The following is a 24,688-nucleotide window of genomic DNA, read 5'->3' on the forward strand; positions in this document are numbered from 1 at the left end:
CTCCGGTTGTGTCATGGACGGGAGGTAGGCGCGGACCTCGCCGGTTCAAATCAAGAAGGCGTCAAGCGCGTCGCGAAGCTGTCGGTGGCCCGCACCAGACGGTCGAGGATCCCCGGCTCCGAATAGGCGTGGCCGGCGTCGTCGACGATGTGCAGCTCCGCCTCCGGCCAGGCCTTGTGCAGGTCCCAGGCGGTCACCGCCGGGGTCGCCACGTCGTAGCGGCCCTGGACGATCACCCCGGGCACCCCGCGGAGCTTGTGCGCGTCGCGGATCAATTGCCCCTCCTCCATCCAGCCGGCGTGGGTGAAGTAGTGGTTCTCGATCCGCGCGAAGGCGAGCGCATAGGCGTCGCCGCCATGCTGGCCGGTGATGGCCGGGTCGCGCAGCAGGGTGATCGTCTCGCCCTCCCACACGCTCCAGGCCTTCGCCGCCTCCAGCCGCGCCGCGGCGTCGTCGCCGATCAGCCGCTTGCGGTAGGCCGCGATCAGGTCGCCGCGCTCGGTCTCGGGGATCGGCGCGAGGAATTGCTCCCACTTGTCCGGGAAGAGCAGCGACGCGCCGGACTGGTAGTACCAGTCGAGCTCGAAACGCCGGAGCGTGAAGATCCCGCGAAGGACGAGCCCGGAGACCCTCTCCGGGTGGGTTTCGGCGTAGGCCAGCGCGAGCGTCGAGCCCCAGGAGCCGCCGAAGACGAGCCAGCGCTCCGCGCCCGTCATGACGCGCAGCCGCTCGATGTCCGCGACGAGGTCCCAGGTGGTGTTGGCCTCGAGGCTCGCGTGCGGGGTCGAGCGCCCGCAGCCGCGCTGGTCAAACAGCAGGATGCGGTAGCGCTTCGGGTCGAACAGGCGGCGGTGCGCCGGCCCGCAGCCGCCGCCGGGCCCGCCGTGGAGAAACACCACGGGCGCGCCGCGCGGGTTGCCGCACAGCTCCCAGTAGACCTGGTGGCCGTCGCCGACGTCGAGCATGCCATGATCGTAGGGCTCGATCGGCGGGTAGAGCGTGCGCCTGTCGCCGACCGCCGCGCGTCTTGCATCCGCCATGTCGTCGCTCCGCTCCAGCGCGCCGTTCGAATCCGCGCGACGGTGATCGCGTCGCCGACGTCCGTCAACCGCGCGCCGGGGCCGGCAGATTGTGCCGGCCGGCAGAAGAGGTCCGGTCGGGCGGGAGCCGCAGGTCCAAGAAACCGTTCAAAATTCAACGTTCTCGTCTTGGCCCAGCGCTTGCTCCGTCCGACAGGCGCGGGGACCGCCAGTTCGAGGAGAGTACGATGGGCATCTACGGAGCATTGACCACGGCGGTGAGCGGCCTCAGCGCTCAGTCCTACGCGCTCGAGAACATCTCGGGGAACATCGCGAACTCGTCGACGACCGCCTACAAGCGGACCGACACCGCCTTCCAGGATCTGGTGACGGATTCCTCCAGCGCGAAGACCCAGTCCTCGGGCTCCGTGAAGGCTTATTCCCGCCCCACCAACGACGTGCAGGGCACCGTCACGGACGCTGAATCGTCGACCTCGGTCGCGATCAGCGGCGACGGCTATCTGCTGGTCCAGGATTCGACCGGCACGGCGAACGGAGCGACGACCTTTACGGGAACCGATCTCTACACCCGCCGCGGCGACTTCGAGCTCGACAAAAACGACAACCTCGTCAACGGCGCCGGCTATTACCTGATGGGCAACCGCGTGTCGGCCTCGGGCGCGGCCTCGAGCACCCCTGAGGTGATCGACCTGTCCAACGACGAACTCTACCCCGCCGCCAAGACCACCACCGTCACGTATCAGGCGAACCTTCCGACCGCGCCGCAGACCGAAAACTACGACGCGACCGATCCGACCTCGTACCTGCTGGACTCGTCCTTCGGCGCGGCGATCTCGGGCGACGACGCGGACGACTTCCTCGCGAACTCCGTCGCGGGCGGCTCGGTGACCGTCTACGACCAGAACGGCGCCGCGAAGGAGCTCGAGGTCCGTTGGGGGAAGACCGCCAACGCGGACGCGACCTCGGGCGCCGACGACACCTGGTCGCTGTATTACATGTCGGATTCGACCGCGACCGGAACGGAGACGGCCTGGACCCAGATCGACGCCGACGCCGGGACCGCGGGCGCGCAGGGCTATGTCTTCCAGGACGGCAAGCTGACGACGCCGTCCTCGGGCGCCACCACGATCACCGGTCTGACGATCGACGGCACGAGCTACGGCGACGTGTCCCTCAACCATGGCGCGGGCCTGACCCAGTACGCCGACAGCGCCGGCGCCGTGACGACCTCAAAGCTCAACCAGAACGGCGTCGCCTCCGGCGAGATGACGAGCCTGGCGATCGAGGACGGCGGCTCGCTGGTGGCGACCTACAGCAACGGCAAGACCAAGACGCTGTACGAGATCCCCGTCGCGACCTTCGCCGCGGACAACCAGCTGAAGCAGATGGACGGCGGCGCCTTCGCCGTCACCGACGCGTCCGGCCCGGCGTCCCTCGGCAGCGGCTCGTCGATCGTCGGCAGCGCGATCGAGGGATCGAACGTCGATATCGCGGACGAGTTCACCAAGCTCATCGTCACGCAGCAGGCCTACTCGGCCAACACGCGCGTCGTGACGACCGCGAACTCCATGATGGACGACGTCCTCCAGATGCTCCGTTGACGTCGTTCCCGGCGCCGCCGCTTCCGGCGGCGCGCCGGCCGACCGCTCTTGATCAGGCGTGACGATGGGCCTTTCCGCCTCGCTTTCCACCGCGCTCTCCGGCCTGAGGACCACCCAGGCCGGGCTCGATCTCGTCGCGAACAACGTCGCGAACGCGAGCACGCCCGGCTATGTCGCGAAGTCGCTCACCACAGAGCAGAGCGCGACCGGCGGCGTGAAGGTCACGGAGGTCAAGCGCCAGATAGACCTCTACCTGCAGCGCCAGCTGCGGTCCGAGAGCGCGACCTCCGCGAACGCCTCCACCAAGGCGGACTACCTCGACCAGCTGCAGTCGCTCTTCAGCACCGTGGACGGCGACACCTCGATCGACAGCCTCGTCTCCAGCCTCTCGTCGGCCTTCGACGCGCTGGCGACGTCGCCCGACAGCACGACGACGCAGGGCTCGGCCGTGCAGGAGGCCGTCCTGCTGGCGCAGGCGCTGAACGACGCCTCGAACGGCGTGCAGGGCCTGCGCCAAAACGCCGACGACGCGCTCGCGAGCGGCGTCGACGTCGCGAACGAGGCGCTCACGTCGATCCAGGATCTCTCGCGGAAGATCGTCGCCTCCAACGACGACGGAACCCGCGCCGCGCTTCAGGACCAACGCGACCAGGCGATCAACGAGCTCGCCGCGCTGATGGACGTGAAGGTGACCGACACCGGATCGGGCGACGTGCGGATCGCGACGACCAGCGGCCTCACGCTCTACGACGCCGGCGAGGCCTCGCGGCTGTCGTTCGAGCCGACGTCCAATGTCACGCCGCAGAAGGCTTATTCCGACGACGCCTCCGAGAGCACGCTCGGCACGATCACGCTCACGCGCTCCTCCGGCTATTCGGCCGACCTGCTGGCGGACGGCGGCCTCAAATCCGGCGAGCTGCGCGCGCTCGCCGAGCTGCGCGACGAGACGCTGCCCGAGGCGCAGGCCCAGCTCGACGAGCTGGCGGCGAACCTCGCCCAGGCCTTCGGCTCAACGACCGTCGCCGGAGCGGCGGTCACGGGCGGCGTCGACCTTTCGACCGCGGGCGCCCAGCCCGGCGACACGATGACGGTCTCCTACACGTCCGGCGGCAAGACCCGGACGGTGACCCTGGTGAACGTCACGGACCCCGCGCGGCTGCCGCTCCACGGCGGCGTCACGGCCGATCCCGACGACACCGTGATCGGAGTCGACTTCGCCTCGGCGACGGCCGCCGACGACATCGACGCGGCGCTGGCGGCCGCAGGGATCGACATCGACGCGGCCGAAACCGCCGGCGGCTTCGCCTTCACGGCGTCGGACGCGAGCGTGACCGTCGCTGGCGGCTCGTCGAAGATCACCGCCACCGTTCTCAGCGACGACGGCGTGGCGCTGCCGCTGTTCGTGGACGCGGGCGACGCGATCTACTCCGGCAGCCTCGACGGCGGCGACCAGCGGACGGGCTTCGCGGGCCGCATCGCGGTGAACTCCGCCGTCACCGACGATCCCGCGCTGCTTACGGCCTACTCGTCGACGGCCGCGGCGAGCGACTCCACGCGCGCCGACTTCCTGGTCGATGCGCTGAAGACCGACCGCGGCTTCCGGACCGACGCCGGCCTCGGCGGCGCGTCGTCCGGCTACAGCGGGACGATCGGGGAGTTCGCCCAGGACATCGTGGCCTATCAGGCGTCGGCCAGCGCAACGGCGACGCGCGTCTCCGAGAGCCAGTCAGCCGTCGTCTCCGCCTTGCAGGATCGCTACGCGTCGAAATCCGGGGTCGACGTCGACTCCGAGCTCACGAACCTGATCACGCTTCAGACCGCCTACAGCGCCAATGCGCGCGTGATGACGGCGGTCAAGGAGATGATCGACATGCTGCTGCAGGCGTAAGGGCGGACCGATGACGACGATCGCATCGAGCCTCTACAGCCCGAGCCTGCTGAAGGCGATGGCGAACAACAGCGCCAAGCTTCAGGATCTCTCGGAGCAACTGGCGACCGGCAAGGTGTCCTCGACCTACGCCGGTCTCGGAACGGGCCGCGACGTGGCGCTCGCCATGAAGGCGAAGCTGACGCAGCTCGACTCCTATGACAGCGTCGGGGCGATCATCAGCTCCCGCATCGGCGTCATGAGCACCGTGGTCGACGGGCTCGACACCATCGCCTCGGAGATCGCGAGCTTCGACTCGAGCGCGAGCTACAGCCTCTCCGGCGGCCAGACCGCGACGCAGTCGCAGGCGGGGGCCTATCTCGACGAGGCGATCGGTTACCTCAACACCGATTCCGACGGCCGCTATCTGTTCTCGGGCGCTTCGACCGACGCTAAGCCCGTGCTGACGGCGGAGCAGATGCTGGCCGACGACGGCGACAAGGCCGGACTGAAGACCGTGATCTACGAACGCGGCCTCGCCGATCTCGGCGCGGACGGCCGGGGCCGGCTCGACGTGTCGGGAGCGAACGGAACCTCCTTCACCGTGTCGGAGGAGGCGTCGGGCCCCTTCGGCTTCAAGCTCTCCGCCGTGTCCTCATCCCTCACCGGGGGCGTCGTGGAGGGCCCGACCGGCGATCCCGCGACGCTGACGCTCGGCGTCGACGGCGCGCCCTCCGACGGCCAGTCGGTCACCGTGACGCTGACGCTGCCCGACGGATCGACAGAGCAGATGACGCTCACCGCCCGAACCGACGACGGCGCGGCGTTGCAGGACGGCGAGTTCCTGATCGGCGCGACGCCGGAAGAGACCACCGCGAACCTTCAGGCCGCCTTCGACGGCTCGCTCAAGACGCTCGCGGACACCTCGCTGACCGCGGCCTCGGCGGTCGCGGCCGGAGACGACTTCTTCACCAGCGGCGGCGAGCCCGCCCGCGTCGCCGGCTTCGACGGGACCTACGCGACCCAGGCCGAGCGGGCGGCCGCGCTCCAGGGCGCGACCGCGCTCGACACGACCGGCACCGCGGCCCGCACCGTGGCCTGGTACCAGGGCGACAGCTCCACGGCCGATCCGCGGGACGCCGCAACCGCGAAGGTGGCCGACGGCGTCAGCGTGTCCTACGGCGCCCGCGCCAACGAGGAGGCCTTCGCGAACGTGATCAAGTCGCTGGCGGTGCTCTCCGCCACGACCTTCTCGGCGAGCGATGAAAACGCCGAGGCCCGCTACGAGGCCCTGCGCGAGCGGACGGTGGGCGCGCTGTCCTCGACCGAAACCTCGTCCGCCCTGCAGTCGGTCGCCTCCGACCTCGCCATCGCCAACACCTCGGTCAAGGCGGCGGGCGATCGTCACGACGCCGCCCGCGCCCTCGCGGAAGACGCGCTGTCCGGCGTCGTCGACGCCGACAGCGACGAGGTGACGGTGAAGATCCTTGCGCTGCAGTCGAGCATCGAGGCGAGCTACAGCGTGGCGGCGACCCTCAAGTCGCTCAGCCTCGTCAACTACCTCTGACGCTGGTCAGGCCGCCTTGGCGCCGCCGGCCTCGGTCTTCAGCCAGGCCGCGCCGCAGGCTTTCGCCAGCTCGCGCACGCGCAGGATGTAGCTCTGGCGCTCGGTCACCGAGATGACGCCGCGCGCGTCGAGCAGGTTGAAGGCGTGGCTGGCCTTGATGGCCTGGTCGTAGGCGGGCATCGCCATCAGGTGTCGGCCCTCGCCCGCTTCGCCGGCCTTCAGCAGCGCCTGGCACTCCGCCTCGGCGTCTTCGAAATGCCGCTTCAGCAGGTCGACGTCGGCGTGCTCGAAGTTGTAGCGGGAGTACTCCTGCTCGGCCTGCCGGAACACGTCGCCGTAGGTCACCTTCTCGTCGCCGTCGCGGCCGTTGAAGTTCAGGTCGAAGCCGCGGTCGACTCCCTGGATGTACATCGCGAGGCGCTCGAGACCGTAGGTCAGCTCGCCCGAGACCGGGTCGCAGTCGACGCCGGCGACCTGCTGGAAATAGGTGAACTGCGACACCTCCATGCCGTCGCACCAGCACTCCCAGCCGAGCCCCCAGGCGCCCAGCGTCGGGCTCTCCCAGTCGTCCTCGACGAAGCGCACGTCGTGCACCGAGGGGTCGAGGCCGATCGCCTTCAGGCTGTCGAGATAGAGCTCCTGCAGATTTGCCGGCGACGGCTTCAGGATCACCTGGAACTGATAGTAGTGCTGGAAGCGGTTCGGGTTCTCGCCGTAGCGGCCGTCCTTCGGGCGCCGGGAGGGCTGCACGTAGGCCGCCTTCCAGGGCCGCGGGCCGAGCGCGCGCAACGTCGTCGCCGGATGGAACGTGCCGGCGCCGACCTCCATGTCGTAGGGCTGCAGCACGACGCAGCCCTGCGCCGCCCAGAACCGCTGCAGCGTCAGGATAAGCCCCTGGAACGAACGGGAAGGGCTCAGGGCGTCGTCGGAGGTCATGGGGCGTCGCGTTCCGGAAGGGCGGGAGAAGCGCGCGGACGCTAGTCGCGGCGGCCCTTCAGGGTCAAGCCGCGCAGGCCGTCACTGGCCGCCCGGCCGCCATTCGCCGGTCGCGGGGTCCCGGCGCAGCGTGGGGCGCAACGCCTTGTCCGCGTCGACGCCGTTGCGGTCCGCGGCCTCGAGTTCGCGGTTGATGCGCCGCCATTCGCGCTTGATCGCTTTCGCGCCGTAGACGGCGCCCGCGGCGGCGGCGGCGAAGACGAGGAACGGCGGCATCGCGGTCTCCGAAGCGTTGAACCCGAACTGGCGGACGGCAAGCGTCGCCCGCGATCATGACGCCGTTGCGGCGACAGGCAAGAGAGCCTGCCGCCCGAGGCTCACAGGCCGAAGCGCGACCAGAGCGCGCGCGCCTCGATCGCCGCCATCGCCTCATCGGGCAGGCTCGCCTCCACGCCCTCAGCCCCGCGGCCCATCAGCCGCTTGAGCAGCGGCGTCCGCTTCGTCATCAGCCGCAGCTCGACCTTGTCCCCCCAGCGCTCGCGCATGACGGAGCGCAGGTCCCCGATGCGGTCGACGAGGCCGAGCGCGAGGCCCGACGAGGCGGTCCAGAACGCCCCGGTGAACAGCTCGGCGTCGTCCGAGAGCGACGCCCCGCGGCGCTCCTTCACGAGCGCGATGAAATGCTCGTGAACCTCGCGCTGGATCTCCTTAAGCCGCTCGACGTCCTCGGCCTTCTCCGGCTGGAAAGGGTCGAGGATCGCCTTGTTCTCGCCGGAGGTGTAGAGGCGCCGGTCGATCCCGAGGCGCTCGATCGCGCGGTCGAAGCCGAAGCCTGCGGAGACGACCCCGATGGACCCGACGATCGACGAGGGGTCGGCGACGATCTCGTCGCCGGCGCAGGCGATCATGTAGCCGCCGGACGCGGCGACGTCCTCGACCACGATGGTGACGGGAAGGCCCGTCTCCTCCGCGAGCTGGCGGATCCGGCGGCAGATGAGGTGCGCCTGAACCGGCGAGCCGCCGGGCGAGTTCACGATGACCGCGACCTCCTTGGCGCCCTCGACCGCGAAGGCTTTCTCCAGCGGCCCGGCGACGCTCGACAGCGTGACCGCGGGGCGGAACGGCGTGCCGATCCCGATCGCGCCCTGGATGCGGACGACGGGGACGACGGTGGAGGGCGTTCGCCAGCGTTCTGGCAGAACGGGGCGAAGGGCGGCCCGGAGGCGGGCGGAGGTCGAGAGGCTCATGCGCCGAGACATAGGCGCCCGAGGCGGCGGCGCCAACGCGGGCGGCGTCGATGAACGCTCGATGAACAAAGGGCTCAGAGAGAATTCAGGGGTCGCCGCCTATTTCTGTGTGCAAGACGGCTTGGTTGGTCTGCGATGACGCAGACGGCGCGAGCCGACGGCTTTCAGGGCGCTCCGCGGCATCGCGCGCCGCCCCTGTCCTGAGGAGGACGCCATGTTTCGTAAGTTCGTTCTCGCCGCAGCCCTCGCCGCTGGCGGCTTCGCGGCCGTCCCGACGGCCGCCTCCGCGGGCGACGTGTCGGTGCGCGTCGGGGTGGGCAGCCCCGGCTACTACGGCGGCGGCTACTACCAGCCGGCCTATCACCGCGGCTATCGCCACCGCTACCGGGAGCGTCCGTACTACGGCTACTACGCGCCCCGCCCGCGCTATTACGGCTATGGCCCGGCGCGTCCGCGCTGCCGCGTGACGACCGTGCGGTCGTGGAACGGCTACCGCTACGTGACCCGCACCCGCGAGGTCTGCGGCCGCCGCTACTACTGATCCGGGCCGTCGGCCCCGACGCGAACGCCGGCCCTCGCGGCCGGCGTTTTCATGTCGTCCATCGCGAGCGCCGCCCGGCCGCGCTGGACGTCCATCGCCTCCGGGGTGAAGCCGTCGCCCTCCCCGTGAAGCACGAAGGGCGGCAGCAACGCGAGCGCGCCGCGGCTGCCTTTTCGCGCCGCGAACAGGACGCGGATCGCCGGCTCGTCGGCGCGCGCATGCACCGCCCGCAGCCGCGCCTCGCCGAAGCGCCCCTCCGCCCGCGCGACCAGCTCGCCGATCGCCTCCGGGCGATGGATCATGACGAGGCCGCCTCCGGGCCTCAGCACCCGGGCGGCCGCGCGCATCCAGATTTCCACCAGCCCCTCGTCCGCCGCATGGGCGCGGGCCTTGTCGGCGTCCGGCGAGGCGCGGAACCGGCGCGTCGCGTCGAAGGGCGGGTTCGCGACCACCAGATCGAGCGAGTCGCGGCGGGGCGAGCCGTCGCGCCGCCCGACGTCCGCGACGTTGCAGATCCGGAGCTCGACCGTGTCGTCGAGGCCGTTGCGCCGGATGTTCTCGGCGGCGATCCCCGCCGTCGCCGGATCGATCTCCACCAGCGTCATGCGGCCGGCTCCGCTAAGGGCGAGCGACAGGCCGACGGCGCCCACGCCGGCCCCGAAATCCGCGACCCGCGCGCCGTCCGCCATCCGGCCGCGCGCAGCCGCGGTCAGCAGCGCCGCGTCGGTGCCGACGCGGTGGCCCTTGCGGGGCTGCAGCAGCTTCAGCCGCCCGCCGAAGAACAGGTCGTCGGAAAGGTCGCCGCTCACTGCGGCTCGGGGCGAAGCTCGTGCGACAGGCCGCTCTCCGCCAGAATGCGCCGGGCCTCCGCCGCGTCCTCGTCGCCGACCAGCACGCGGGCCGCGAGAATGCCGAGCGAGCCTTCGAGGACGCTCATGTTCGCGTCGAGCACGATGTGCTCCAGACCGGCGTCGGTCAGGGTGGCCTGCACGAAGGAGAGCAGCACCCGGTCGTTGCTTCTGAGGATTTCCTGCATCGCGTTCCGTTCGGTTTCGACGCGGCCATGATGGCCCGCCGAGGTGGCGGGAGCAACGCACGACGTGGCGGCGGCGCCACAGCGGGGCGAACGTTGCCGTGCGTTTACATCTTAGGCGGCGATGGCCTCACGCCGGCCCCACTTGCGCCCCGACCGCCCTCGATCGTCCCGGCTGTGACCGACGCCCTCGTGAGTGAAGAGCGCCATGCGTACCGAGTTGACCGCCCTCATCGTCGCCATACTCCTGGTGGTCCTCGCCTCCCAGCAACTGATGGCGGCCAAGGCCGTCGGTCAGGCGCTCGGCGCGCACTGACGGTCTGCCTCCCGACGTTTCGGCTTGTGCCTCTGGAGGCCTCTGGGTAGGGTCCGCCCCGTTCGCAACCGTCGAGGAGCGCCGGGTTTGGGCGTGGTGGTACCGTTGGACGAGCGGTCGGAGACCGGCGAGATCGCCGGCGTCGGCCCGCTCGTGGAGCTCGTTACGCCCGGCATGGAGCGCGTCAACGCCTTCATCCTGTCCCGCACGGGATCGGACGTGGCGATGATTCCCGAAGTCGCGAACCATCTCATCAACTCCGGCGGCAAGCGGCTGCGCCCGATGCTGACGCTCGCGACCGCGGCTCTCTCCGGCTATTCCGGCGACGGCGACGTGAAGCTCGCGGCCTCCGTCGAGTTCATGCACACCGCGACGCTGCTGCACGACGACGTGGTCGACGGCTCCGAGATGCGCCGCGGCAAGCTCGCCGCCCGCATGCTCTGGGGCAACGAGGCGAGCGTGCTGGTGGGCGACTTCCTGCTCGGCCAGGCCTTCAAGATGATGGTCGAGGTCGGCTCGCTCGAGGCGCTCCGCATCCTCGCCGACGCAGCGGCCGTGATCGCCGAGGGCGAGGTGATGCAGCTCGCCGCCGCCAAGAACACCGCGACCACCGAGGACGACTACCTCGCCGTGGTGCGCGGCAAGACCGCCGCCCTGTTCGCCGCCGCCTGCGAGGTCGGGCCGGTGATCGCGAACCGCCCGAAGGCGGAGCAGGCCGCCGCCCGGTCCTACGGCATGAACCTCGGCATCGCCTTCCAGCTGGTCGACGACGCGCTCGACTACGGCGGACGCGAGGCCAAGCTCGGCAAGAAGGTCGGCGACGACTTCCGCGAGGGCAAGATCACCCTGCCCGTCGTGCTCGCCTACCGCCGCGGCTCCGAGGACGAGCGCGCCTTCTGGAAGCGCACCCTCGAAGAGGGGAAGATCGAGGACGGCGACCTTCCCGAGGCGATCCGTCTGCTCGCTAAGCACGGCGCGATCGACGCCACGCTGGAGCGCGCCCGCCATTACGGCGCGATGGCCCGCGACGCCCTCGCCCTGTTCCAGGACCGGCCGCAGGCGAAGCCGCTGCTGGACGTGGTGGGGTTTGTCACGGCGCGGGCGCACTGAACCTTCAGCGCGCGTCGTTTCATTCCTCCGGTTGCCGCCTGCGCCAGGCGTAGACCTGCGAAACGATCGCGACTCCGACGGCGATGATCGCAATGTCGAAGGCGACCTCCGCCACGAGGGCGACAGACGGCGCGCGGGCGAACAGCGCCCCCACCGCCACGGCTGCCGCCGTGATGGCTAGCGCCGACATCATCGCCGCGAGGAAGAGCCTGAGGACCGCCCCTCGGCTGGCTCGGAACGCCGCCCGAAGGCTGCGGCCAGGCGTTTCGACCGCGATCGCCGGAAACACCAGGGAAATGCGAAGCCCGGCGTAAGTCGCCGCGACGATGACGGCCGTGATGATCACCCCGAACACGAAGCCAGAGTTGGACGCCAAGGCGATCGGAACGAGGATCAGCGTCACCGCCGCAACGATCATCTGAAGGATCAGGGTTACGACTGCGAACTCGAGGACGATCGGGACGAGCCGTGGAAGATCGGCGAACCCGGCGATCTCTCGCAGCAGGATGTACCGGTGCACGACGACGGCGAGCAGCGCGGTCAATCCGCTTGATGCGACCATAATCGCGAGAGATGCGGCCACGCGGCCCGCATCAAGCGATTTCGGAGCGCCGACGGTCAGAGCGTCCTGCCATAGCGCTAGCAGCGCGAAGCCTGCGAAGATCGCGCCGAAGATGGGCGTCATGGCCCATGCCGCGCGCCCGGATTGGACAAAGGCGTCCTTCGTCAGCTCGATCGGCCCCGGGCCGCTGGAATCGCTCATTCTTCTTCGCTCTGTCTGTATCCACGACGGAGGATGTCGTCCGGACGTGAAGAAAAGACGAAGCCCGACCTCACCCCCTCGGCCCGAACAGCACCACCGCCGCGCCGGCGACGCAGATCGCGGAGCCCGTGAGGTCCCAGCGATCGGGCCGGACGCCCTCCACCGCCCAGAGCCAGCCGAGCGAGGCCGCGACGTAGACGCCGCCATAGGCCGCGTAGGCGCGGCCGGCGGCCGCGGCGTCGACCAGCGTGAGGAGCCAGGCGAACAGCACGAGCGAGGCCGCGCCCGCCGCGAGCCACGCCGGCGTCGCGCCGAGCCGGAGCACCGCCCAGAAGGCGAAGCAGCCGGCGATTTCGGCCAGCGCGGCGGCGACATAGATGACCGGCGTCATGCGTGCCTCAGCGCAGCATCGTGGAGCGCACCCACCAGGCGGGCGCGGCCTTCGCCAGCGCGCGCGCGGCGCGGCGGGCCTCCTGCGGCGAGCCGAACAGGCCGAACACCGTCGCGCCGGAGCCCGACATGCGCGCGGTCCGGCAGCCCGTCTGGGAGGCGAGCATCAGAAGCCCGGCCGCGATCTCCGGCGCGATGCGGACCGCCGCCGCCTCCAGGTCGTTGCGGCCGCGGGCGATCCAGGCCGCGACGTCATCCGGCGGCGCGTCGCCGTCGCGCGTCTCGCCGGGGGCGAGACCCAGCGCGCGGAACACCTCGGCCGTCGGCGCGGGACGCAGGGGGTTCATCAGCACCGCCGGCGTCGGCGCGATCTCGACGGGCGTGACCACCTCGCCGCGCCCGGTCATGCGCGCGGCCCGGGAGCGCAGGCACACCGGCACGTCGGAGCCGGCCTCGGCCGCGGCGTCGAGAAGGCGCGGGTCGTCGTTCGCAAGCCCGTTGAGCTGCGCCAGCAGCCGCAGCGCCGCCGCGGCGTCCGCGGAGCCGCCGCCGAGGCCCGCGGCCACCGGAATGCGCTTCGTCAGGGCAAAGCCGCCGAGCGCGAGGCCGTCGACGCGCGCCGCGAGGGCGCGGGCGGCCTTCAGCACGAGGTTGTCGTCTCCGTCCCCCGCCGGACGGGCGAAGGGCCCGTCGACCGTCAGCCCGAAGGGCGCGGCGGGCTCGAGCGTCAGCGCGTCCGCGGCGCAGCCGGCGAAGGCGGTCAGGCTGTCGAGGTCGTGATAGCCATCGTCCCGGCGCCCGAGCACATGGAGCGTCAGGTTGACCTTGGCCGGGGCGCGTTCGCGAAGCGGCATCGCGCGCCGTCGCCCGGCCTCAGCCGCCGCCCTTCTTCTCCTGCGCGTCGGCGGCGTTGGTCGGAGGCGTCTCCGGCAGGCCGTCCTTGAGCTTGGCCTCGATCTTCTTCAGCTCGTCCGGCTCCGGGTTCAGGTCGCGGGCGTGGCTCCACTGGAACCCCGCCTCGAGCCTGCGGCCGACCTTCCAGTAGGCGTCGCCGAGGTGGTCGTTCATGACCGGGTCCTGCGGCCGAAGCTCGACCGCGCGCTCCAGCTCGCGGACCGCGTCGTCGAACTGGCCGAGCTTGAAGTGCGCCCAGCCGAGGCTGTCCACGATGTAGCCGTCGTCGGGCCGCAGCTCGACCGCCCTCTGGATCATCTTCATCCCCTCGTCGAGGTGGATGCCCTGGTCGATCCAGGAGTAGCCGAGGTAGTTGAGCACGAGCGGCTGATCGGGGACCAGCGACAGGGCCTTCTTCAGGTCGGCCTCGGACTTCGCCCACTCCTTCGAGCGCTCGTAGGCGATGCCGCGGACGTAATAGAGCGACCAGTCGGCCCGGCTCGGCGCGGCCGGCTGGGCGGCGGCAGCGGCCGCCACGGGGGCGGACGCGGGCGTCGCCGCAGCTTCGGCGGCCTGCGCCTGCGCCGGCAGCACGATCGTCTGCCCCGGCGCGAGCGCGCCGGACCGCGGGATGCGCACGCCGTTCGCGCGGTTGAACGCGGCGAGCTCCGGCCAGCGCTTCGGGTCGCCCAGATGGTCGCGGGCGAGCGTCCAGAGGCTGTCGCCGGCTTTGATGACGTAGGGCCTCGACGCACCGTCCGCCTGAGGTGCGGCCGCAGGCGCAGGCGCAGCGGCCGCCGGCTCCGCGGTCTTCGCGGCGGCGATCAGATCGATCGCCTTGGTGTAGGTCTCGGCCGCCTCTTTGAACTGCTCGCGCCCGCGCTCGATGTTGCCGAGGGCGACCAGCGCCTCCTGGTCGTCCGGCGCCGCGGCGATCAGCTTGGCGAGGCGCGCCTTCGCCTCGTCGGTCTTGTCGAGGCGGTCGAGGTCGATCGCGCTCTGGATGTCCGCGTTGCGCTTCAGCGGCGAGGACGCGGGCACGCGCTCGTAGATCGCGATCGCGTCTTCGTACTGGTTCAGCTGGTCGTAGAGATCGGCCAGCGTGACGAGCGCCATCGGGTGCTCGGGCTGAACGTAGAGCGCCAGCTGGAGGTAGACGGTGGCGAGATCCTCGCCGCCCTGCCGGGCGAGCGCGCCGCCGATGCCGTAGAGCACCTCCGCCACGCCCTCCTGGGCGTTCGAGGCCACACGCGCAGGCGGGCGGCCCTGGGCGATCATCTCGCGCATCTCGCGGGCGAGCGGGTGGCGCGGCCCGTTCTTCTCGAAATCGTCGAGCGCCTTCAGCGCGCCGGCCGGATCGCCGTTGCGGGCCCGGAACGAGGCCGCGGCGAGCGCCACGCGGAGGGCGGCGCCGTCGCCGGAAAGCGCGGAGGCGAACCGCTTCTCGGCTTCGTCCTTCCGGCCCGTGAGGTCCGCGATCAGCGCCGCGTGATAATCGCGGAAGGCGCCGAAGAAGTCCGCGCCCTGAAGCTTGTCGAGCGCGGCGAAGGCGCGCTGCGGCTGGTTGGAGCCGACCCAGGACCAGCCGGTCAGCAGGTTGACGCTGAGATCGGCGAGCGGCCCGCGGGCGCCCTTTTCGAGCGCGGAGCGGGCCGAGCCGTAGGCCCCGGTCTTCAGCGAGCGCACCGCCAAGGCGAGCTGCGCGACCCGGTTGGTCGGATCGGCGGCGACCACCCGTTCGGCGAGGCGCATCGCGTCGCCCTCCCCGCCCTCGGCGAGGCTGAGAAGGAAGGCGCGTTCGAGCAGCTGGGGGTTCCGCGGATCGGCCTTCAACGCCGCGCGGAAGAAGGCCGCGGCCGCGTCGACGTCGCGCTGCGCGCCGGCCACCCGGCCCGCGAGATAGGCGCCGGCGAGCGAGGAGCGGCCGGCCAGCGAATCGATGTCGAAGGAGGTTTCGCGGGCGGCCGCAGGCGCGGCGGACAGCGCCGCAACGAGTGCGAAAGCGGCGGCGCGCCGATCGATGAACGTCACGTGTCCGGACCTCCGAGGCTTCCGCGCAGGGTCGCTTCGCGACGGCCGCGCATCGGCGCCACCATGGACCGGTTCGCCGGGCGCCCACAAGTCCGCCGCCCTGCGGCCGTGCGCCTGTTCCCGCGCGGCCGGGCCTGCTAGAGGCAGCGCATGTCCTACGCCGTCGCCGCTCTCTATCAGTTCACGTCGCTGCCGGACGCGGCCGCGCTGCAGGCGCCGCTGCGCGCGCTCTGCGAGGCTCACGACGTCAAGGGGACCGTGCTGCTCGCCCCGGAGGGCGTGAACGGCACGGTGGCCGCGCCGCCGGCGGCGCTAGACGCGTTCCTCGCCGAACTCCGCGAGGGGCCGCCGTTCGCCGGCCGGCTCGACGGCCTGGAGCTCAAGCTCTCGACCGCCGCCCAGGCGCCGTTCGGGCGCCTGAAAGTGAAAGTGAAGCGCGAGATCGTCACCCTCGGCGACCCCGCCGCCGACCCGTCCGTCCGCGCCGGCGCCTATGTCGCCCCCTCGGACTGGAACGCGCTGATCGCCCGCGACGACGTCGTCGTGGTGGACGTGCGCAACGCCTTCGAGGTCGAGATGGGATCGTTCGAGGGCGCGATCGACCCCCGGACCCGGCGCTTCAGCGACTTCAAGGCGTTCGCCGCCGAACGGCTCGGCGACGCCCGCGGCCGGACGATCGCGATGTTCTGCACCGGCGGCATCCGCTGCGAGAAGGCGAGCGCCCACCTGCTGGCGCAAGGGTTCTCCGACGTTCGCCAACTCAAGGGCGGCGTGCTGAAGTATCTTGAGGAGGTCCCATCCGCCGAAAGCCTGTGGCGGGGGACCTGTTTCGTGTTCGACGACAGGATCGCGCTCGGCCACGGCCTGGCCGAGATTCCTCCGGAGGAGACGACGCCATGACGATGAGCAGCGAGACGACGCTGATGGAGCGCCTGGAGGCGCTCGAGATCAGGATCGCCTATCAGGACGAGGCCATCGAAAGCCTGAACCAGACGATCACCCAGCAGTGGGCGCTGATCGACGCGCTCCAGCGCCAGACGGCCGCGCTCGGCGAGCGGCTCGACGACGCGGCGAGCGGCGTCGCGCCCGTCGACCGTCCGCCGCCGCATTACTGACGGCGCCTCGGCTCGCGCGGCCGGGGTGGCGGTGACGTCAGACGGCGACGTGAGCAGCGGCCCCTTGCCGCGGGCCCGCTGCGCGTAATGTTTCCCCGACCGGCGACCGCCCGGCGAGGAGACGCGACATGACGACCGAGGGACGGAACGGCATCACCTGCGTGGTCGTCATGGGGCCGTCCGGCGTCGGGAAGACGACGACCGCCGAAGGCCTCGCGGCGCGGCTCGGCTGGGCCTTCGCCGAGGCCGACCGGTTCCACCCGCAGGCCAACATCGACAAGATGACGGCCGGAATTCCGCTCGACGACGACGACCGCGCGCCCTGGCTGGCGCTGATCCGGGACTGGATCAGCGCGAAGGCCCAGGCCGGCGAGAGCACGGTCGTCACCTGCTCGGCGCTGAAGCGGCGCTACCGCGACGTGCTGCGCGGCGCCGACGCCCGCGTCCGCTTCCTCGAGCTGATGGGCGAGGTCGACACGATCCAGGGCCGGATGGCGTCCCGCAAAGGCCACTACATGCCGCCGTCCCTGCTCGCCTCCCAGTTCGCGGACCTCGAGCCGCTCGATGACGACGAGGACGGCGTGATCGTCGACGTCTCGGCGACGCCGGAGGAGGTGATCTCGGCCGGCGTCGCAAAGCTCGGACTGGCCCGCAGTTGATGTCCGCCGCCTCACTTCAGCGTCCCTAGGAGCCGCCATGAACGCCGCCGCCGCCGCCGCGCCCGCCCTCGGCGCGGGACCCCTGCTGATGATCGCGGCCGTCGCGATCCTCGCGCTTCTGGTTCTCATCATCTACCTGCGGGTCCACGCCTTCGTCGCGCTGGTGCTGGTCAGTCTGGTGACGGCCTTCGCGACCGGCGTGGCGCCGGGAAAGGTCATCGACACCCTCGTGAACGGCTTCGGCGCCACGCTCGGACCCGTGGCGCTGCTCGTCGGCTTCGGCGCCATGCTGGGACGGCTCGTCGAGGTGTCCGGCGGCGCCCAGGCGCTCGCCGACGACCTCATCCGCTTCTTCGGCGAGAAACGCGCACCGCTCGCGCTCGGCGTCGCCTCGCTGATCTTCGGCTTCCCGATCTTTTTCGACGCCGGCCTCGTCGTGATGCTGCCGATCGTGTTCTCGGTCGCGCGCCGTCTCGGCGGCGGGCTGCTGCGCTACGGCATCCCGGTCGCGGGCGCCTTTTCGGTCATGCACGTCTTCGTGCCGCCGCACCCCGGCCCCGTCGCCTCGACCGAACTGCTGAAGGCCGACGTCGGCCTCGTCACCCTGCTCGGCCTCGCGATCGCGATCCCGACCTGGTACGTGACCAGCTACCTCTACGGCGTCTGGATCGGCCGGCGGATCGTGCTGCCGGTGCCGGATCTGCTCGCGGGAGGGCCGCAGGAGGAGCGGAAGGCCAACCCGCCGAAGTCCTCGACAGTGGTGTGGCTGCTGCTGCTGCCGCTCGCCATCATCTTCGTCAACACCGGCCTGAACGGCCTGCGCTCGATGGGCCTCGCCGACGGCGACGCGACCTGGTTCCAGGTGGCCCGGGCGCTCGGGGCGACGCCGGTCGCGCTGCTGGTCGCCGTGCTCGTCGCCTCCTACGTGCTGGGCGTGCGCCGCGGCGAGAGCGCCCAGACCATCGAGAAACTGATCGACGGCGCGCTGGGGCCTGTCTGCGCCGTCATCCTGATCACGGGCGCCGGCGGCATGTTCGGCGCGGTGCTGCGGGCGAGCGGGATCGGGGACGCGCTCGCCGGCGCGCTGAACGGCATGGGGCTCCACATCTTCATCGCGGCCTACGTGATCGCGACCGCGCTCCGCGTCGCGCAGGGCTCGGCGACGGTCGCGCTGATCACCGCGGCGGGCCTCGTGCAGCCTGCGGTCTCGGCCGCCGGCTACGAGGGCGTGCAGCTCGCGGCGATCGTGCTGGCGCTGGCGGCGGGCTCGGTGACGCTCAGCCACGTCAACGACAGCGGGTTCTGGCTGGTCGGCCGGTTCTACGAGATGGACGTGAAGACCACGCTGAAGACCTGGACCGTGCTCGAGACGCTGATCGGCGTCATGGGCTTCGCGCTGGCGGGCCTGATCTTCGTGCTGGCCTGAAACGCGAGACGGGCGGGACCCGTGGGATCCCGCCCGTCGTTAGATCAGGTCGATGCGACGAAGGCCGCTCAGCGGACGCCGAGCAGCTCCACGTCGAAGATCAGCGTGGCGTTCGGGGGAATCACCCCGCCGGCGCCGCGCGCGCCGTAGCCGAGCTCGGCCGGGATCGTCAGCGTGCGCTTGCCGCCGACCTTCATGCCGGCGACGCCCTCGTCCCAGCCCTTGATGACCTGGCCGCCGCCCAGCGCGAACGCGAAGGGCTGGCCGCGGTCGCGGGACGAATCGAACTTCGCGCCCTTCTCGCCGCCCTTGTCGAGCCAGCCGGTGTAATGCACCTGCACCGTCTTGCCGGGCACGGCCTCGGGGCCGGAGCCGACGGCTTCGTCGACATAGGCGAGGCCCGAAGGCAGGGTCTTGGTTTCGGCGGCGGCGGCGCTGAGGGTCATGGCGAGAACGAAGGCTCCGGTCGAAAGACTGCGTAGAAAGGTCATGAGGATGGGTCGAGCTCCCGAGGATGTGGGATCAGGCGCCGGCGCCGAAGGGCGAGGCGATCATGCCCTCGCCGACGACGCGCTCGTGGCTTTCGCCGCGGCTCTTGACGCGGTACTGCGGCTCGAGGTCGTCGCGCTCGGCCGGCATGAGCCGGACGATCTCGACCTCGGCGGCCGTGCGGCCGTAGGCGGACGCGGCGAGCGAGACGTGCTGGCCGACTTTGTAACGATGGATGCGGTCTGACATCCGTCTTGATACCATGCCGCGCACGCCGGCGACAGCGCGCTCTTTGCGGGCGCTGCGGACATCGCGCACTTGACATCCGGGCCTCCGCCCCCAATTGAAGCGTCTCCCGTGGGCCGGCGTCGCGCCCGCGGCCGCGCCGGACTGATGCGGCTTCGCATGTCCGGCCCTTTGTTCGCCTAAGCCGTACCCACGAAGGCCTCGCGCCACTCGGGCGCGACTTGTTCCTTTTGACGGCGTGCGCCGGAACGTCTCCGCGTTCTCAAGCGCTATCGCTCCCGGCCCCGCGCCGCACACATCGAGCTTGAAGGAGACGACGTGCAGGTTCTCGTACGCGACAACAACATCGACCAGGCCCTCAAGGTCCTGAAGAAGAAGATGCAGCGCGAAGGCGTGTTCCGCGAGATGCGCCAGCGGAAGGCCTACGAGAAGCCGTCCGAGAAGCGCGCCCGCGAGAAGGCCGAGGCCGTCCGCCGCACCCGCAAGGCCGCCCGCAAGGCCGCCCAGCGCGAAGGCCTGATCCCCGGCCCGAAGAAGAAGCCCCGTCCCGTCGGCGGCGCCCGTTCGCCGCGCTTCGGCGCAGGCGCGCCCAGCGCCGGCGGCGCGGCCCCGGCCACCGGCGGCTTCGACCGGACCTGAGTCGAAGCGAGGCCCCAGGCCTCGCTCACGCGTCAGCACGCCTCGCTCACTTGCCCGCTCACTTGCCCGCCGGCACGTTGATCACCGTGCCGTTGGACAGAATGACGTCGCCCGGCCGCTGGCCGGGCGCGCATTCCCCGAGCTTCCGCGCCTCGATGGTGGTGCGGAAGCGGCGCTCGCCGCCCACTTCGCCCGCGAGCCCCGTCATCACGGTGGTGGCCTCGGCCCGCGCGAAGCTCTCGAAATCCCCCGACACCACGATTCTGTTGTCGATCGAGGTCGGCCCCGACCGGCAGATCGCGCCGGCCGCGTAGCCGCCGTCCTCGGTGCGCTTGAAGTCGTCGTTGCGGCAGGTGAGCCCCGTCATGGCCTGGCGCACCAGCCGGTCGGTCCCCGCCCCCACGCACTCCTTCGCGACCGTGCGCCCGGCGTCGGTGATCGTCGCGGTCTCCCACAGGCCCGGCGCGCGCGACGGCGGCGAGGCGGCGAGGGCTGCGCCGCCTAGGGCGAGCGAACCGGCGATCAGGGCGAGACGGGCGGCGTGCATGGCGGTCCTCAAGACAGGGCGCTCCTCGAAATGACGCGTCCGGCGTTCTGTCGCGCGCCGGATCGGCCGCGATGCTGGCCCGCCGCGCGGCGTTCGTCCATCGCCCGTTGGTCCGTGATCCCCATCGATCCCGCCTCCTCCGCACGCGAAAATCCGCCCGCCGGGGCTTATTCGCCCCACGGCCGTTCGATCCCTGCGATGACGACTCCACGCAATGTGAAACCGGGAAGGCGCGGAACGCCGGGCCACCCTGTTCTGTAGAAAGCAGATGTCGGTCGCCCGACGTTCCGCGCGCGGCGGTTTCGCGCCTGGCTGCAGTCGGCTCCGGGGCGCTCCTGCCGGGAGGCCTTTCCAAACCTGAGGGCGACCCCCTGGCTTGTATGTGGCGTCCCTCGCGGGGGGCTGAAGCCTTCGGCCTTTGGGACCGGAGGCCAAGCCGCCGCGTTCAGGCGGGTCCGACCCTGGTGTAGGGCGCCCGTCGTAGTGCGGGCGGGCCTCGCAACGCTTCTCGGCCCTTGCGCCCTCATGAGGAACGCGCGCGCCGGGAAGGCCCCGCAGCTCAGACGTCCCGGGGCGGTGACATCCGGTCATCCCCGCCGCAGGCGCCGCCCCCTCCCCGCATGGCCGGCCGGTCCGGACACGCCTCCCGTGACGGGGAGTGGCCGGGAAAAGGTGCAGGGTGATAGGAATAAAGTCAAGGGTGGTTGTGGGGGCGCCCTCTGCGCTTCCTTCCACGCGCCGTCGTGGTCCGGCTTGGCCGGACCACCCATGTCGGGCGTGGCGCTCGACGCTGGAGATGGGTCCTCCGGTCAAGCCGGAGGACGACGGGGCGGGTGGCCCGGAGCGATGCGGCGGAACGGTCCCCGCACCTTGCGGCAGCGTCGTGCGGGCCGCCCCCCCGCCCCCGCGAGCCGTCGTGGTCCGGCTTGACCGGACCACCCATGTCAGGCGTGGCGCTCGACGCTTGAGGTGGGTCCTCCGGTCAAGCCGGAGGACGACGGCGGTGGGTGGCCCCCTCGCCGAAGGCCCGCGCGTGGGTCTCCCCTCCCCCTTGTGGGGAGGGGCCGGGGGTGGGGGTGGTTCCGGATGAGCCGGTCCGCCCACGCCGCCGCTCGGCGTTGGCGCGCGCCGTTCTGCGCCACCCCCACCCTAACCCCTCCCCGCAAGGGGGAGGGGGACGAAGGCGCCGGCCCGCCCGGCCATTGACGCCAGCGCGGCGCCTGCGAAACATGAGCGCATGACCAGCCTGCCCGCCCCCGAGACCCACGACCCGCTCCGACGCCTGGCCACGCTCGCGGCGCTCGCCGTGCTGCTCGGCTTCGCCGTGCAGGGGCTGGTGCTGGCGGCGAAGCTGAGTTTTGGGGCCTCCGTACCGGCCGCAGCTTTTGCGGTCGATCTCGCGGCGGGCGTCGCCTGGTCGGCGGTGGTGTGCCTCGGGGCCTCGGTCGGGGTGTCGGCGTTCCGGGCGAAGGCGGCGCTAGCGGGCCTCATCGCCGCGCTGTTCGCGCCGCTCGGCGTCGCCGCCGCCAAGGCCATGAACCAGACGCTCAGCGCCGCGATCGGCCTGAGCGCGAAGCCCGCCGCCCTCCCCCTAATCGCGCTCGCCGGGTTGAAGGCGGTCGAATACGCCGTGCTCGGCTTCGTCCTCGCGACGCTTGTCCAGCGCGGCGTCCAGAGGCTGCCGCCCTACGCCGCGACGGGCCTCGCCGTCGGCCTCGTCTTCGGCGGCGCGGCGCTCGCCTTGCGCCTGTCAGCCGCGCTCGCCACAGCGCCGGAGATCGCGGCGCTCGCCGTCAACGAGATCGTCTTTCCCGTGGGGTGCGCCGCGGTGGTCTATGTGGGGCAGGCTATGGGGCGGGCGGGATAGACCGCCCCTCGGACCACGCGCTGCGTCATGTCCGTCAAAGCCCGGCATCCACGACTGCATTTTCAGTCAGTTGCTGTGCGGCCCAGTTGACGGTCAGATCGAGGAGAGAACGCTGACAGCCCCAGTTCGGGAGTGGCAGGCCATCTAAAGGTCCAGCTTAACCGCCATTCGTGAACATATTGCCGAACATCGATAGATAGGAATCGAGGACCGAAACGTGCAGCATGCACGAATTACGTGTCATCCGCGGAGTCGCGACTTTGAGTACCCTCACCCGCCAAGCCCTGCGAGTTTATTCGGCATTGTCTGAATTAGGCGGAGGCCAGGGCGACGTTCTAGATGCATTGATACCATTTTTTGATCCCGTACTGTCTGCATTCGACAACAAAATTTTCGATCATAGGTTATTCGCAACCGGAGTGCACCGATTATACGGATGGCGCTTCACTGGAGACATTGCCGAGAAATTCATACCTCGCCTCGAACGAAAGGGAATACTCAGGAAAATCAATCAATCGGGTCGGGACGCCGCCTATATTGTTCGATATCAATCGCAGGCTAGCGGTAACGAGACCGGAATTACTTTAATATTCGAAGAAATAATTGATCTATTTGAACGGTTTCCGGTACTAGTTTCTGATCTTCTTAGTTATCATAAAAATCGCGACGATCTTAAAGATATACTAATACGATTTCTTGTTTCGATGGACTCACAAGGACAAGGTGCCTACTCACCCGAGTTCGGCTATCTTGAACCTTCTGGAGAGGCACAATCAATTCTTGAGAAGCTTGAGGAAGGGGGACGCCCTCTAGATCCAAATGATCGGTACATCTGCGCCCGTTTTGTTCGATACCTCCTTCGAAAGCACCCGAAATACACGGAACATTTGGTAAGACTGGCATCGATTGCATTGCTTACAGAAGTTGTCGAAGATTTTATAAAGCCGACGACGTCTGAAGCAAAAACCAGCTTAACAATCATAATCGACGCTCCTCTCGCATTAGATTACCTTGGCTGCTCGGGCCATGCACACAAAGAGGATATCTCTGCCATACTCGACTCTCTTCGGGCTATTGGAGCTCGATTAATCGTTTTCCCTATCACGTGCCTAGAGATGCAAAGAAATTTGCGAGGCATGCTGACCTTGGAACCCAGCTTACGGCACGGGTACACGCACAACGCACTCATAAAGAAAGAAACATCAATTGAATATGTTCGCGCAGTAGCGAATAATCCAGAAGCTGCCTTGGAACGGTTAGGCATTACTATTAGGCAGATCTCCTTAAATGATAATCCGTATCTTCATAAATATTTTACATCAGAGCAGTACGAAGACTTTTTAGCGTCTGTTAGTTGGGTTGAGCAGCTAAATGCGCGAGAACACGACGCTACTGCAGCCGCTTTAACCATTAGGCTTCGTGAGGGTCGCAGCGCTATCGACATATTCAGTAACCGTTACGTTATGGTCACGCGAAACAATGCCTTCGTTAGGCACACAAGAAAGTATTGCTTGCAGAGTAGAATTATCCTTGAAGGACAAGAATCTCCGATAGTTCACCAGCGAGAGCTAGCCACGATTGCTTGGCTTAGAACCGGCCTTGGTCAGAATGATGCAATCCCGCGTGGGCATCTTATTGCATCTTGTGATAGAGTGCTTCAGCTCAGGCCAGAGGTTCGCCGTGCTCTCGCAGATCAACTCAAAAAGGTTACATCATCTAGAATTGACGAGTTTAACTTATTAATGCTGGACAGTCGGAGCGTCCAGAAGCTCACCGATGAAACATTCAACAACGAGAACGTAGTATCCGCAGAAAATGCAGAGCGCCTATTAGACGTGATCCGCGAGGCTACCGCCGACGAGGTCAGGGAGAAATATGAAGACCAGATTGCAAGCGATCGCGCTGCAGCAGCGGCAAAAATATCTCAGCATCAGATCGAAAGCGAAAAGGCACAAGAAGAACTCGCTAAAGCCGAGAAAGCAGCACAACTTTTTGAATCAAGAAGCGAAAAACAGCTGAATGGCCTAGTCGATAATATTAACAAAATAGCCAATTCTGTGGATTTTATTGCGAGATCAGTTATGATTTTTATTTGCATTCTAGCAGTTTATCAATATATTACAGGATATCTGACAGATCTAACGATTTGGAAAGTGATTATATCGCTCGTAAGCCTCTTTAGTCTTTACAACCTTATCTGCAATGCGCTCGGATACGATAAAGTTACACTACGTAGCCTTATCAACAAAATAATCGTCCAACGACTAAGATCCCAGGCACATCGACTTCACCTGCAGGACCAACTAAACTTCTACGACATCGAAACAGATCGAGGTCAGTTGAAAATCGTCAAAAAAGTTTAAG

General features: G+C 68.9%; 25 protein-coding genes. 12 read left to right on the forward strand and 13 right to left on the reverse strand.

Features of this window, described 5'->3' with window-relative positions; translation table 11 throughout:
* Positions 1–50: 50 nt before the first annotated feature.
* A complete protein-coding gene (gene pip / locus JOD31_RS06435) occupies positions 51–1,040 on the reverse strand; it encodes a prolyl aminopeptidase (RefSeq protein ID WP_204949491.1) in 990 nt (329 codons plus the stop codon).
* A gap of 227 nt (positions 1,041–1,267) precedes the next feature.
* On the opposite strand from pip, the gene JOD31_RS06440 reads away from it, so the two are divergent.
* The 3 genes from JOD31_RS06440 to JOD31_RS06450 all read left to right on the forward strand — a co-directional run bounded on the left by JOD31_RS06440 (position 1,268) and on the right by JOD31_RS06450 (position 6,075).
* Entirely contained in the window at positions 1,268–2,641 is a 1,374-nt protein-coding gene (locus JOD31_RS06440) for a flagellar hook protein FlgE (RefSeq protein WP_204949492.1), read from the forward strand.
* Positions 2,642–2,705: 64 nt separating this feature from the next.
* Positions 2,706–4,529, forward strand: coding sequence for a flagellar hook-associated protein FlgK (gene flgK / locus JOD31_RS06445; protein WP_204949493.1), 1,824 nt, complete (start codon positions 2,706–2,708; stop codon positions 4,527–4,529).
* A gap of 10 nt (positions 4,530–4,539) precedes the next feature.
* A complete protein-coding gene (locus JOD31_RS06450; RefSeq protein WP_204949494.1) occupies positions 4,540–6,075 on the forward strand; it encodes a flagellin N-terminal helical domain-containing protein in 1,536 nt (511 codons plus the stop codon).
* Positions 6,076–6,081: 6 nt separating this feature from the next.
* On the opposite strand, the gene JOD31_RS06455 is transcribed toward JOD31_RS06450, so the two are convergent.
* The 3 genes from JOD31_RS06455 to JOD31_RS06465 all read right to left on the reverse strand — a co-directional run bounded on the left by JOD31_RS06455 (position 6,082) and on the right by JOD31_RS06465 (position 8,270).
* Positions 6,082–7,011, reverse strand: a complete 930-nt coding sequence (locus tag JOD31_RS06455) for a glycine--tRNA ligase subunit alpha (protein WP_204949495.1) — start codon at positions 7,009–7,011, stop codon at positions 6,082–6,084.
* Between the two features lie 81 nt (positions 7,012–7,092).
* A complete protein-coding gene (locus tag JOD31_RS06460) occupies positions 7,093–7,287 on the reverse strand; it encodes a hypothetical protein (RefSeq protein ID WP_204949496.1) in 195 nt (64 codons plus the stop codon).
* Between the two features lie 101 nt (positions 7,288–7,388).
* Positions 7,389–8,270: a S49 family peptidase gene (locus JOD31_RS06465; RefSeq protein ID WP_204949497.1), complete on the reverse strand. Its 882-nt coding sequence runs from the start codon at positions 8,268–8,270 to the stop codon at positions 7,389–7,391.
* A gap of 202 nt (positions 8,271–8,472) precedes the next feature.
* On the opposite strand from JOD31_RS06465, the gene JOD31_RS06470 reads away from it, so the two are divergent.
* The gene (locus JOD31_RS06470; RefSeq protein WP_204949498.1) at positions 8,473–8,799 is read left to right on the forward strand and encodes a hypothetical protein; all 327 of its coding nucleotides are present in this window, start codon (positions 8,473–8,475) and stop codon (positions 8,797–8,799) included.
* Here JOD31_RS06470 and JOD31_RS06475 read toward each other — a convergent pair.
* Both JOD31_RS06475 and JOD31_RS06480 read right to left on the reverse strand, forming a co-directional pair.
* A complete protein-coding gene (locus tag JOD31_RS06475; RefSeq protein ID WP_204949499.1) occupies positions 8,793–9,608 on the reverse strand; it encodes a tRNA1(Val) (adenine(37)-N6)-methyltransferase in 816 nt (271 codons plus the stop codon). The two genes, JOD31_RS06470 and JOD31_RS06475, sit on opposite strands and share 7 nt — an antisense overlap.
* Complete coding sequence (locus tag JOD31_RS06480) at positions 9,605–9,835, reverse strand: putative signal transducing protein (protein ID WP_103119449.1); 231 nt, start codon at positions 9,833–9,835, stop codon at positions 9,605–9,607. Before JOD31_RS06480 ends, JOD31_RS06475 begins: the two co-directional genes overlap by 4 nt.
* 418 nt (positions 9,836–10,253) lie before the next feature.
* Here JOD31_RS06480 and JOD31_RS06485 point away from each other — a divergent pair, with 418 nt between their 5' ends.
* Positions 10,254–11,258, forward strand: a complete 1,005-nt coding sequence (locus tag JOD31_RS06485) for a polyprenyl synthetase family protein (RefSeq protein WP_204950393.1) — start codon at positions 10,254–10,256, stop codon at positions 11,256–11,258.
* Positions 11,259–11,277: 19 nt separating this feature from the next.
* Here JOD31_RS06485 and JOD31_RS06490 read toward each other — a convergent pair whose 3' ends face one another.
* The 4 genes from JOD31_RS06490 to JOD31_RS06505 form a co-directional block, all read right to left on the reverse strand.
* Positions 11,278–11,802 carry a hypothetical protein gene (locus JOD31_RS06490; protein ID WP_204949500.1) on the reverse strand — a complete coding sequence of 175 codons (525 nt, stop codon included), beginning with the start codon at positions 11,800–11,802 and terminating at the stop codon, positions 11,278–11,280.
* 289 nt (positions 11,803–12,091) lie between these two features.
* The gene (locus JOD31_RS06495) at positions 12,092–12,412 is read right to left on the reverse strand and encodes a YnfA family protein (RefSeq protein ID WP_204949501.1); all 321 of its coding nucleotides are present in this window, start codon (positions 12,410–12,412) and stop codon (positions 12,092–12,094) included.
* Positions 12,413–12,419: 7 nt separating this feature from the next.
* The gene (locus JOD31_RS06500; protein ID WP_204949502.1) at positions 12,420–13,265 is read right to left on the reverse strand and encodes a 4-(cytidine 5'-diphospho)-2-C-methyl-D-erythritol kinase; all 846 of its coding nucleotides are present in this window, start codon (positions 13,263–13,265) and stop codon (positions 12,420–12,422) included.
* Between the two features lie 19 nt (positions 13,266–13,284).
* A complete protein-coding gene (locus JOD31_RS06505; protein WP_204949503.1) occupies positions 13,285–15,336 on the reverse strand; it encodes a tetratricopeptide repeat protein in 2,052 nt (683 codons plus the stop codon).
* 150 nt (positions 15,337–15,486) lie between these two features.
* Here JOD31_RS06505 and trhO point away from each other — a divergent pair, with 150 nt between their 5' ends.
* The 4 genes from trhO to JOD31_RS06525 all read left to right on the forward strand — a co-directional run bounded on the left by trhO (position 15,487) and on the right by JOD31_RS06525 (position 18,536).
* Positions 15,487–16,236, forward strand: a complete 750-nt coding sequence (gene trhO / locus JOD31_RS06510) for an oxygen-dependent tRNA uridine(34) hydroxylase TrhO (RefSeq protein WP_204949504.1) — start codon at positions 15,487–15,489, stop codon at positions 16,234–16,236.
* A complete protein-coding gene (locus tag JOD31_RS06515; protein WP_428980901.1) occupies positions 16,233–16,451 on the forward strand; it encodes a SlyX family protein in 219 nt (72 codons plus the stop codon). Before trhO ends, JOD31_RS06515 begins: the two co-directional genes overlap by 4 nt.
* Before the next feature lie 128 nt (positions 16,452–16,579).
* Entirely contained in the window at positions 16,580–17,110 is a 531-nt protein-coding gene (locus tag JOD31_RS06520) for a gluconokinase (RefSeq protein ID WP_204949505.1), read from the forward strand.
* Positions 17,111–17,147: 37 nt separating this feature from the next.
* Positions 17,148–18,536 carry a GntP family permease gene (locus JOD31_RS06525; protein ID WP_204949506.1) on the forward strand — a complete coding sequence of 463 codons (1,389 nt, stop codon included), beginning with the start codon at positions 17,148–17,150 and terminating at the stop codon, positions 18,534–18,536.
* A gap of 68 nt (positions 18,537–18,604) precedes the next feature.
* On the opposite strand, the gene JOD31_RS06530 is transcribed toward JOD31_RS06525, so the two are convergent.
* Both JOD31_RS06530 and JOD31_RS06535 read right to left on the reverse strand, forming a co-directional pair.
* Positions 18,605–19,027 (reverse strand): FKBP-type peptidyl-prolyl cis-trans isomerase, encoded by a 423-nt coding sequence (locus tag JOD31_RS06530; RefSeq protein ID WP_204949507.1) that lies wholly within the window; start codon positions 19,025–19,027, stop codon positions 18,605–18,607.
* A 31-nt stretch (positions 19,028–19,058) separates the two neighbouring features.
* The gene (locus JOD31_RS06535; protein WP_020188036.1) at positions 19,059–19,274 is read right to left on the reverse strand and encodes a hypothetical protein; all 216 of its coding nucleotides are present in this window, start codon (positions 19,272–19,274) and stop codon (positions 19,059–19,061) included.
* A gap of 315 nt (positions 19,275–19,589) precedes the next feature.
* On the opposite strand from JOD31_RS06535, the gene rpsU reads away from it, so the two are divergent.
* A complete protein-coding gene (gene rpsU / locus JOD31_RS06540) occupies positions 19,590–19,910 on the forward strand; it encodes a 30S ribosomal protein S21 (RefSeq protein WP_020188035.1) in 321 nt (106 codons plus the stop codon).
* Positions 19,911–19,968: 58 nt separating this feature from the next.
* Here rpsU and JOD31_RS06545 read toward each other — a convergent pair whose 3' ends face one another.
* Positions 19,969–20,457 (reverse strand): DUF3617 domain-containing protein, encoded by a 489-nt coding sequence (locus JOD31_RS06545; RefSeq protein ID WP_204949508.1) that lies wholly within the window; start codon positions 20,455–20,457, stop codon positions 19,969–19,971.
* A 1,237-nt stretch (positions 20,458–21,694) separates the two neighbouring features.
* On the opposite strand from JOD31_RS06545, the gene JOD31_RS06550 reads away from it, so the two are divergent.
* Positions 21,695–22,324, forward strand: a complete 630-nt coding sequence (locus JOD31_RS06550; protein ID WP_204949509.1) for a hypothetical protein — start codon at positions 21,695–21,697, stop codon at positions 22,322–22,324.
* 260 nt (positions 22,325–22,584) lie between these two features.
* Positions 22,585–24,687, forward strand: coding sequence for a hypothetical protein (locus JOD31_RS06555; protein WP_204949510.1), 2,103 nt, complete (start codon positions 22,585–22,587; stop codon positions 24,685–24,687).
* Position 24,688: the final 1 nt, after the last annotated feature.

The organism is Methylopila capsulata, assembly GCF_016907975.1.
GTDB lineage: Bacteria > Pseudomonadota > Alphaproteobacteria > Rhizobiales > Methylopilaceae > Methylopila > Methylopila capsulata.

Excerpts from the sequence above, each read along its gene's own strand:
- JOD31_RS06470 (WP_204949498.1), top strand. The coding sequence starts at position 8,473 with ATGTTTCGTAAGTTCGTTCTCGCCGCAGCCCTCGCCGCTGGCGGCTTC.
- JOD31_RS06480 (WP_103119449.1), bottom strand. The coding sequence starts at position 9,835 with ATGCAGGAAATCCTCAGAAGCAACGACCGGGTGCTGCTCTCCTTCGTG.
- JOD31_RS06440 (WP_204949492.1), top strand. The coding sequence starts at position 1,268 with ATGGGCATCTACGGAGCATTGACCACGGCGGTGAGCGGCCTCAGCGCT.
- JOD31_RS06495 (WP_204949501.1), bottom strand. The coding sequence starts at position 12,412 with ATGACGCCGGTCATCTATGTCGCCGCCGCGCTGGCCGAAATCGCCGGC.
- JOD31_RS06515 (WP_428980901.1), top strand. The coding sequence starts at position 16,233 with ATGACGATGAGCAGCGAGACGACGCTGATGGAGCGCCTGGAGGCGCTC.
- JOD31_RS06500 (WP_204949502.1), bottom strand. The coding sequence starts at position 13,265 with ATGCCGCTTCGCGAACGCGCCCCGGCCAAGGTCAACCTGACGCTCCAT.
- JOD31_RS06530 (WP_204949507.1), bottom strand. The coding sequence starts at position 19,027 with ATGACCTTTCTACGCAGTCTTTCGACCGGAGCCTTCGTTCTCGCCATG.
- JOD31_RS06525 (WP_204949506.1), top strand. The coding sequence starts at position 17,148 with ATGAACGCCGCCGCCGCCGCCGCGCCCGCCCTCGGCGCGGGACCCCTG.
- JOD31_RS06450 (WP_204949494.1), top strand. The coding sequence starts at position 4,540 with ATGACGACGATCGCATCGAGCCTCTACAGCCCGAGCCTGCTGAAGGCG.
- JOD31_RS06460 (WP_204949496.1), bottom strand. The coding sequence starts at position 7,287 with ATGCCGCCGTTCCTCGTCTTCGCCGCCGCCGCCGCGGGCGCCGTCTAC.
- JOD31_RS06550 (WP_204949509.1), top strand. The coding sequence starts at position 21,695 with ATGACCAGCCTGCCCGCCCCCGAGACCCACGACCCGCTCCGACGCCTG.
- flgK (WP_204949493.1), top strand. The coding sequence starts at position 2,706 with ATGGGCCTTTCCGCCTCGCTTTCCACCGCGCTCTCCGGCCTGAGGACC.
- JOD31_RS06465 (WP_204949497.1), bottom strand. The coding sequence starts at position 8,270 with ATGTCTCGGCGCATGAGCCTCTCGACCTCCGCCCGCCTCCGGGCCGCC.
- JOD31_RS06545 (WP_204949508.1), bottom strand. The coding sequence starts at position 20,457 with ATGCACGCCGCCCGTCTCGCCCTGATCGCCGGTTCGCTCGCCCTAGGC.
- JOD31_RS06535 (WP_020188036.1), bottom strand. The coding sequence starts at position 19,274 with ATGTCAGACCGCATCCATCGTTACAAAGTCGGCCAGCACGTCTCGCTC.
- trhO (WP_204949504.1), top strand. The coding sequence starts at position 15,487 with ATGTCCTACGCCGTCGCCGCTCTCTATCAGTTCACGTCGCTGCCGGAC.
- JOD31_RS06520 (WP_204949505.1), top strand. The coding sequence starts at position 16,580 with ATGACGACCGAGGGACGGAACGGCATCACCTGCGTGGTCGTCATGGGG.
- JOD31_RS06455 (WP_204949495.1), bottom strand. The coding sequence starts at position 7,011 with ATGACCTCCGACGACGCCCTGAGCCCTTCCCGTTCGTTCCAGGGGCTT.
- pip (WP_204949491.1), bottom strand. The coding sequence starts at position 1,040 with ATGGCGGATGCAAGACGCGCGGCGGTCGGCGACAGGCGCACGCTCTAC.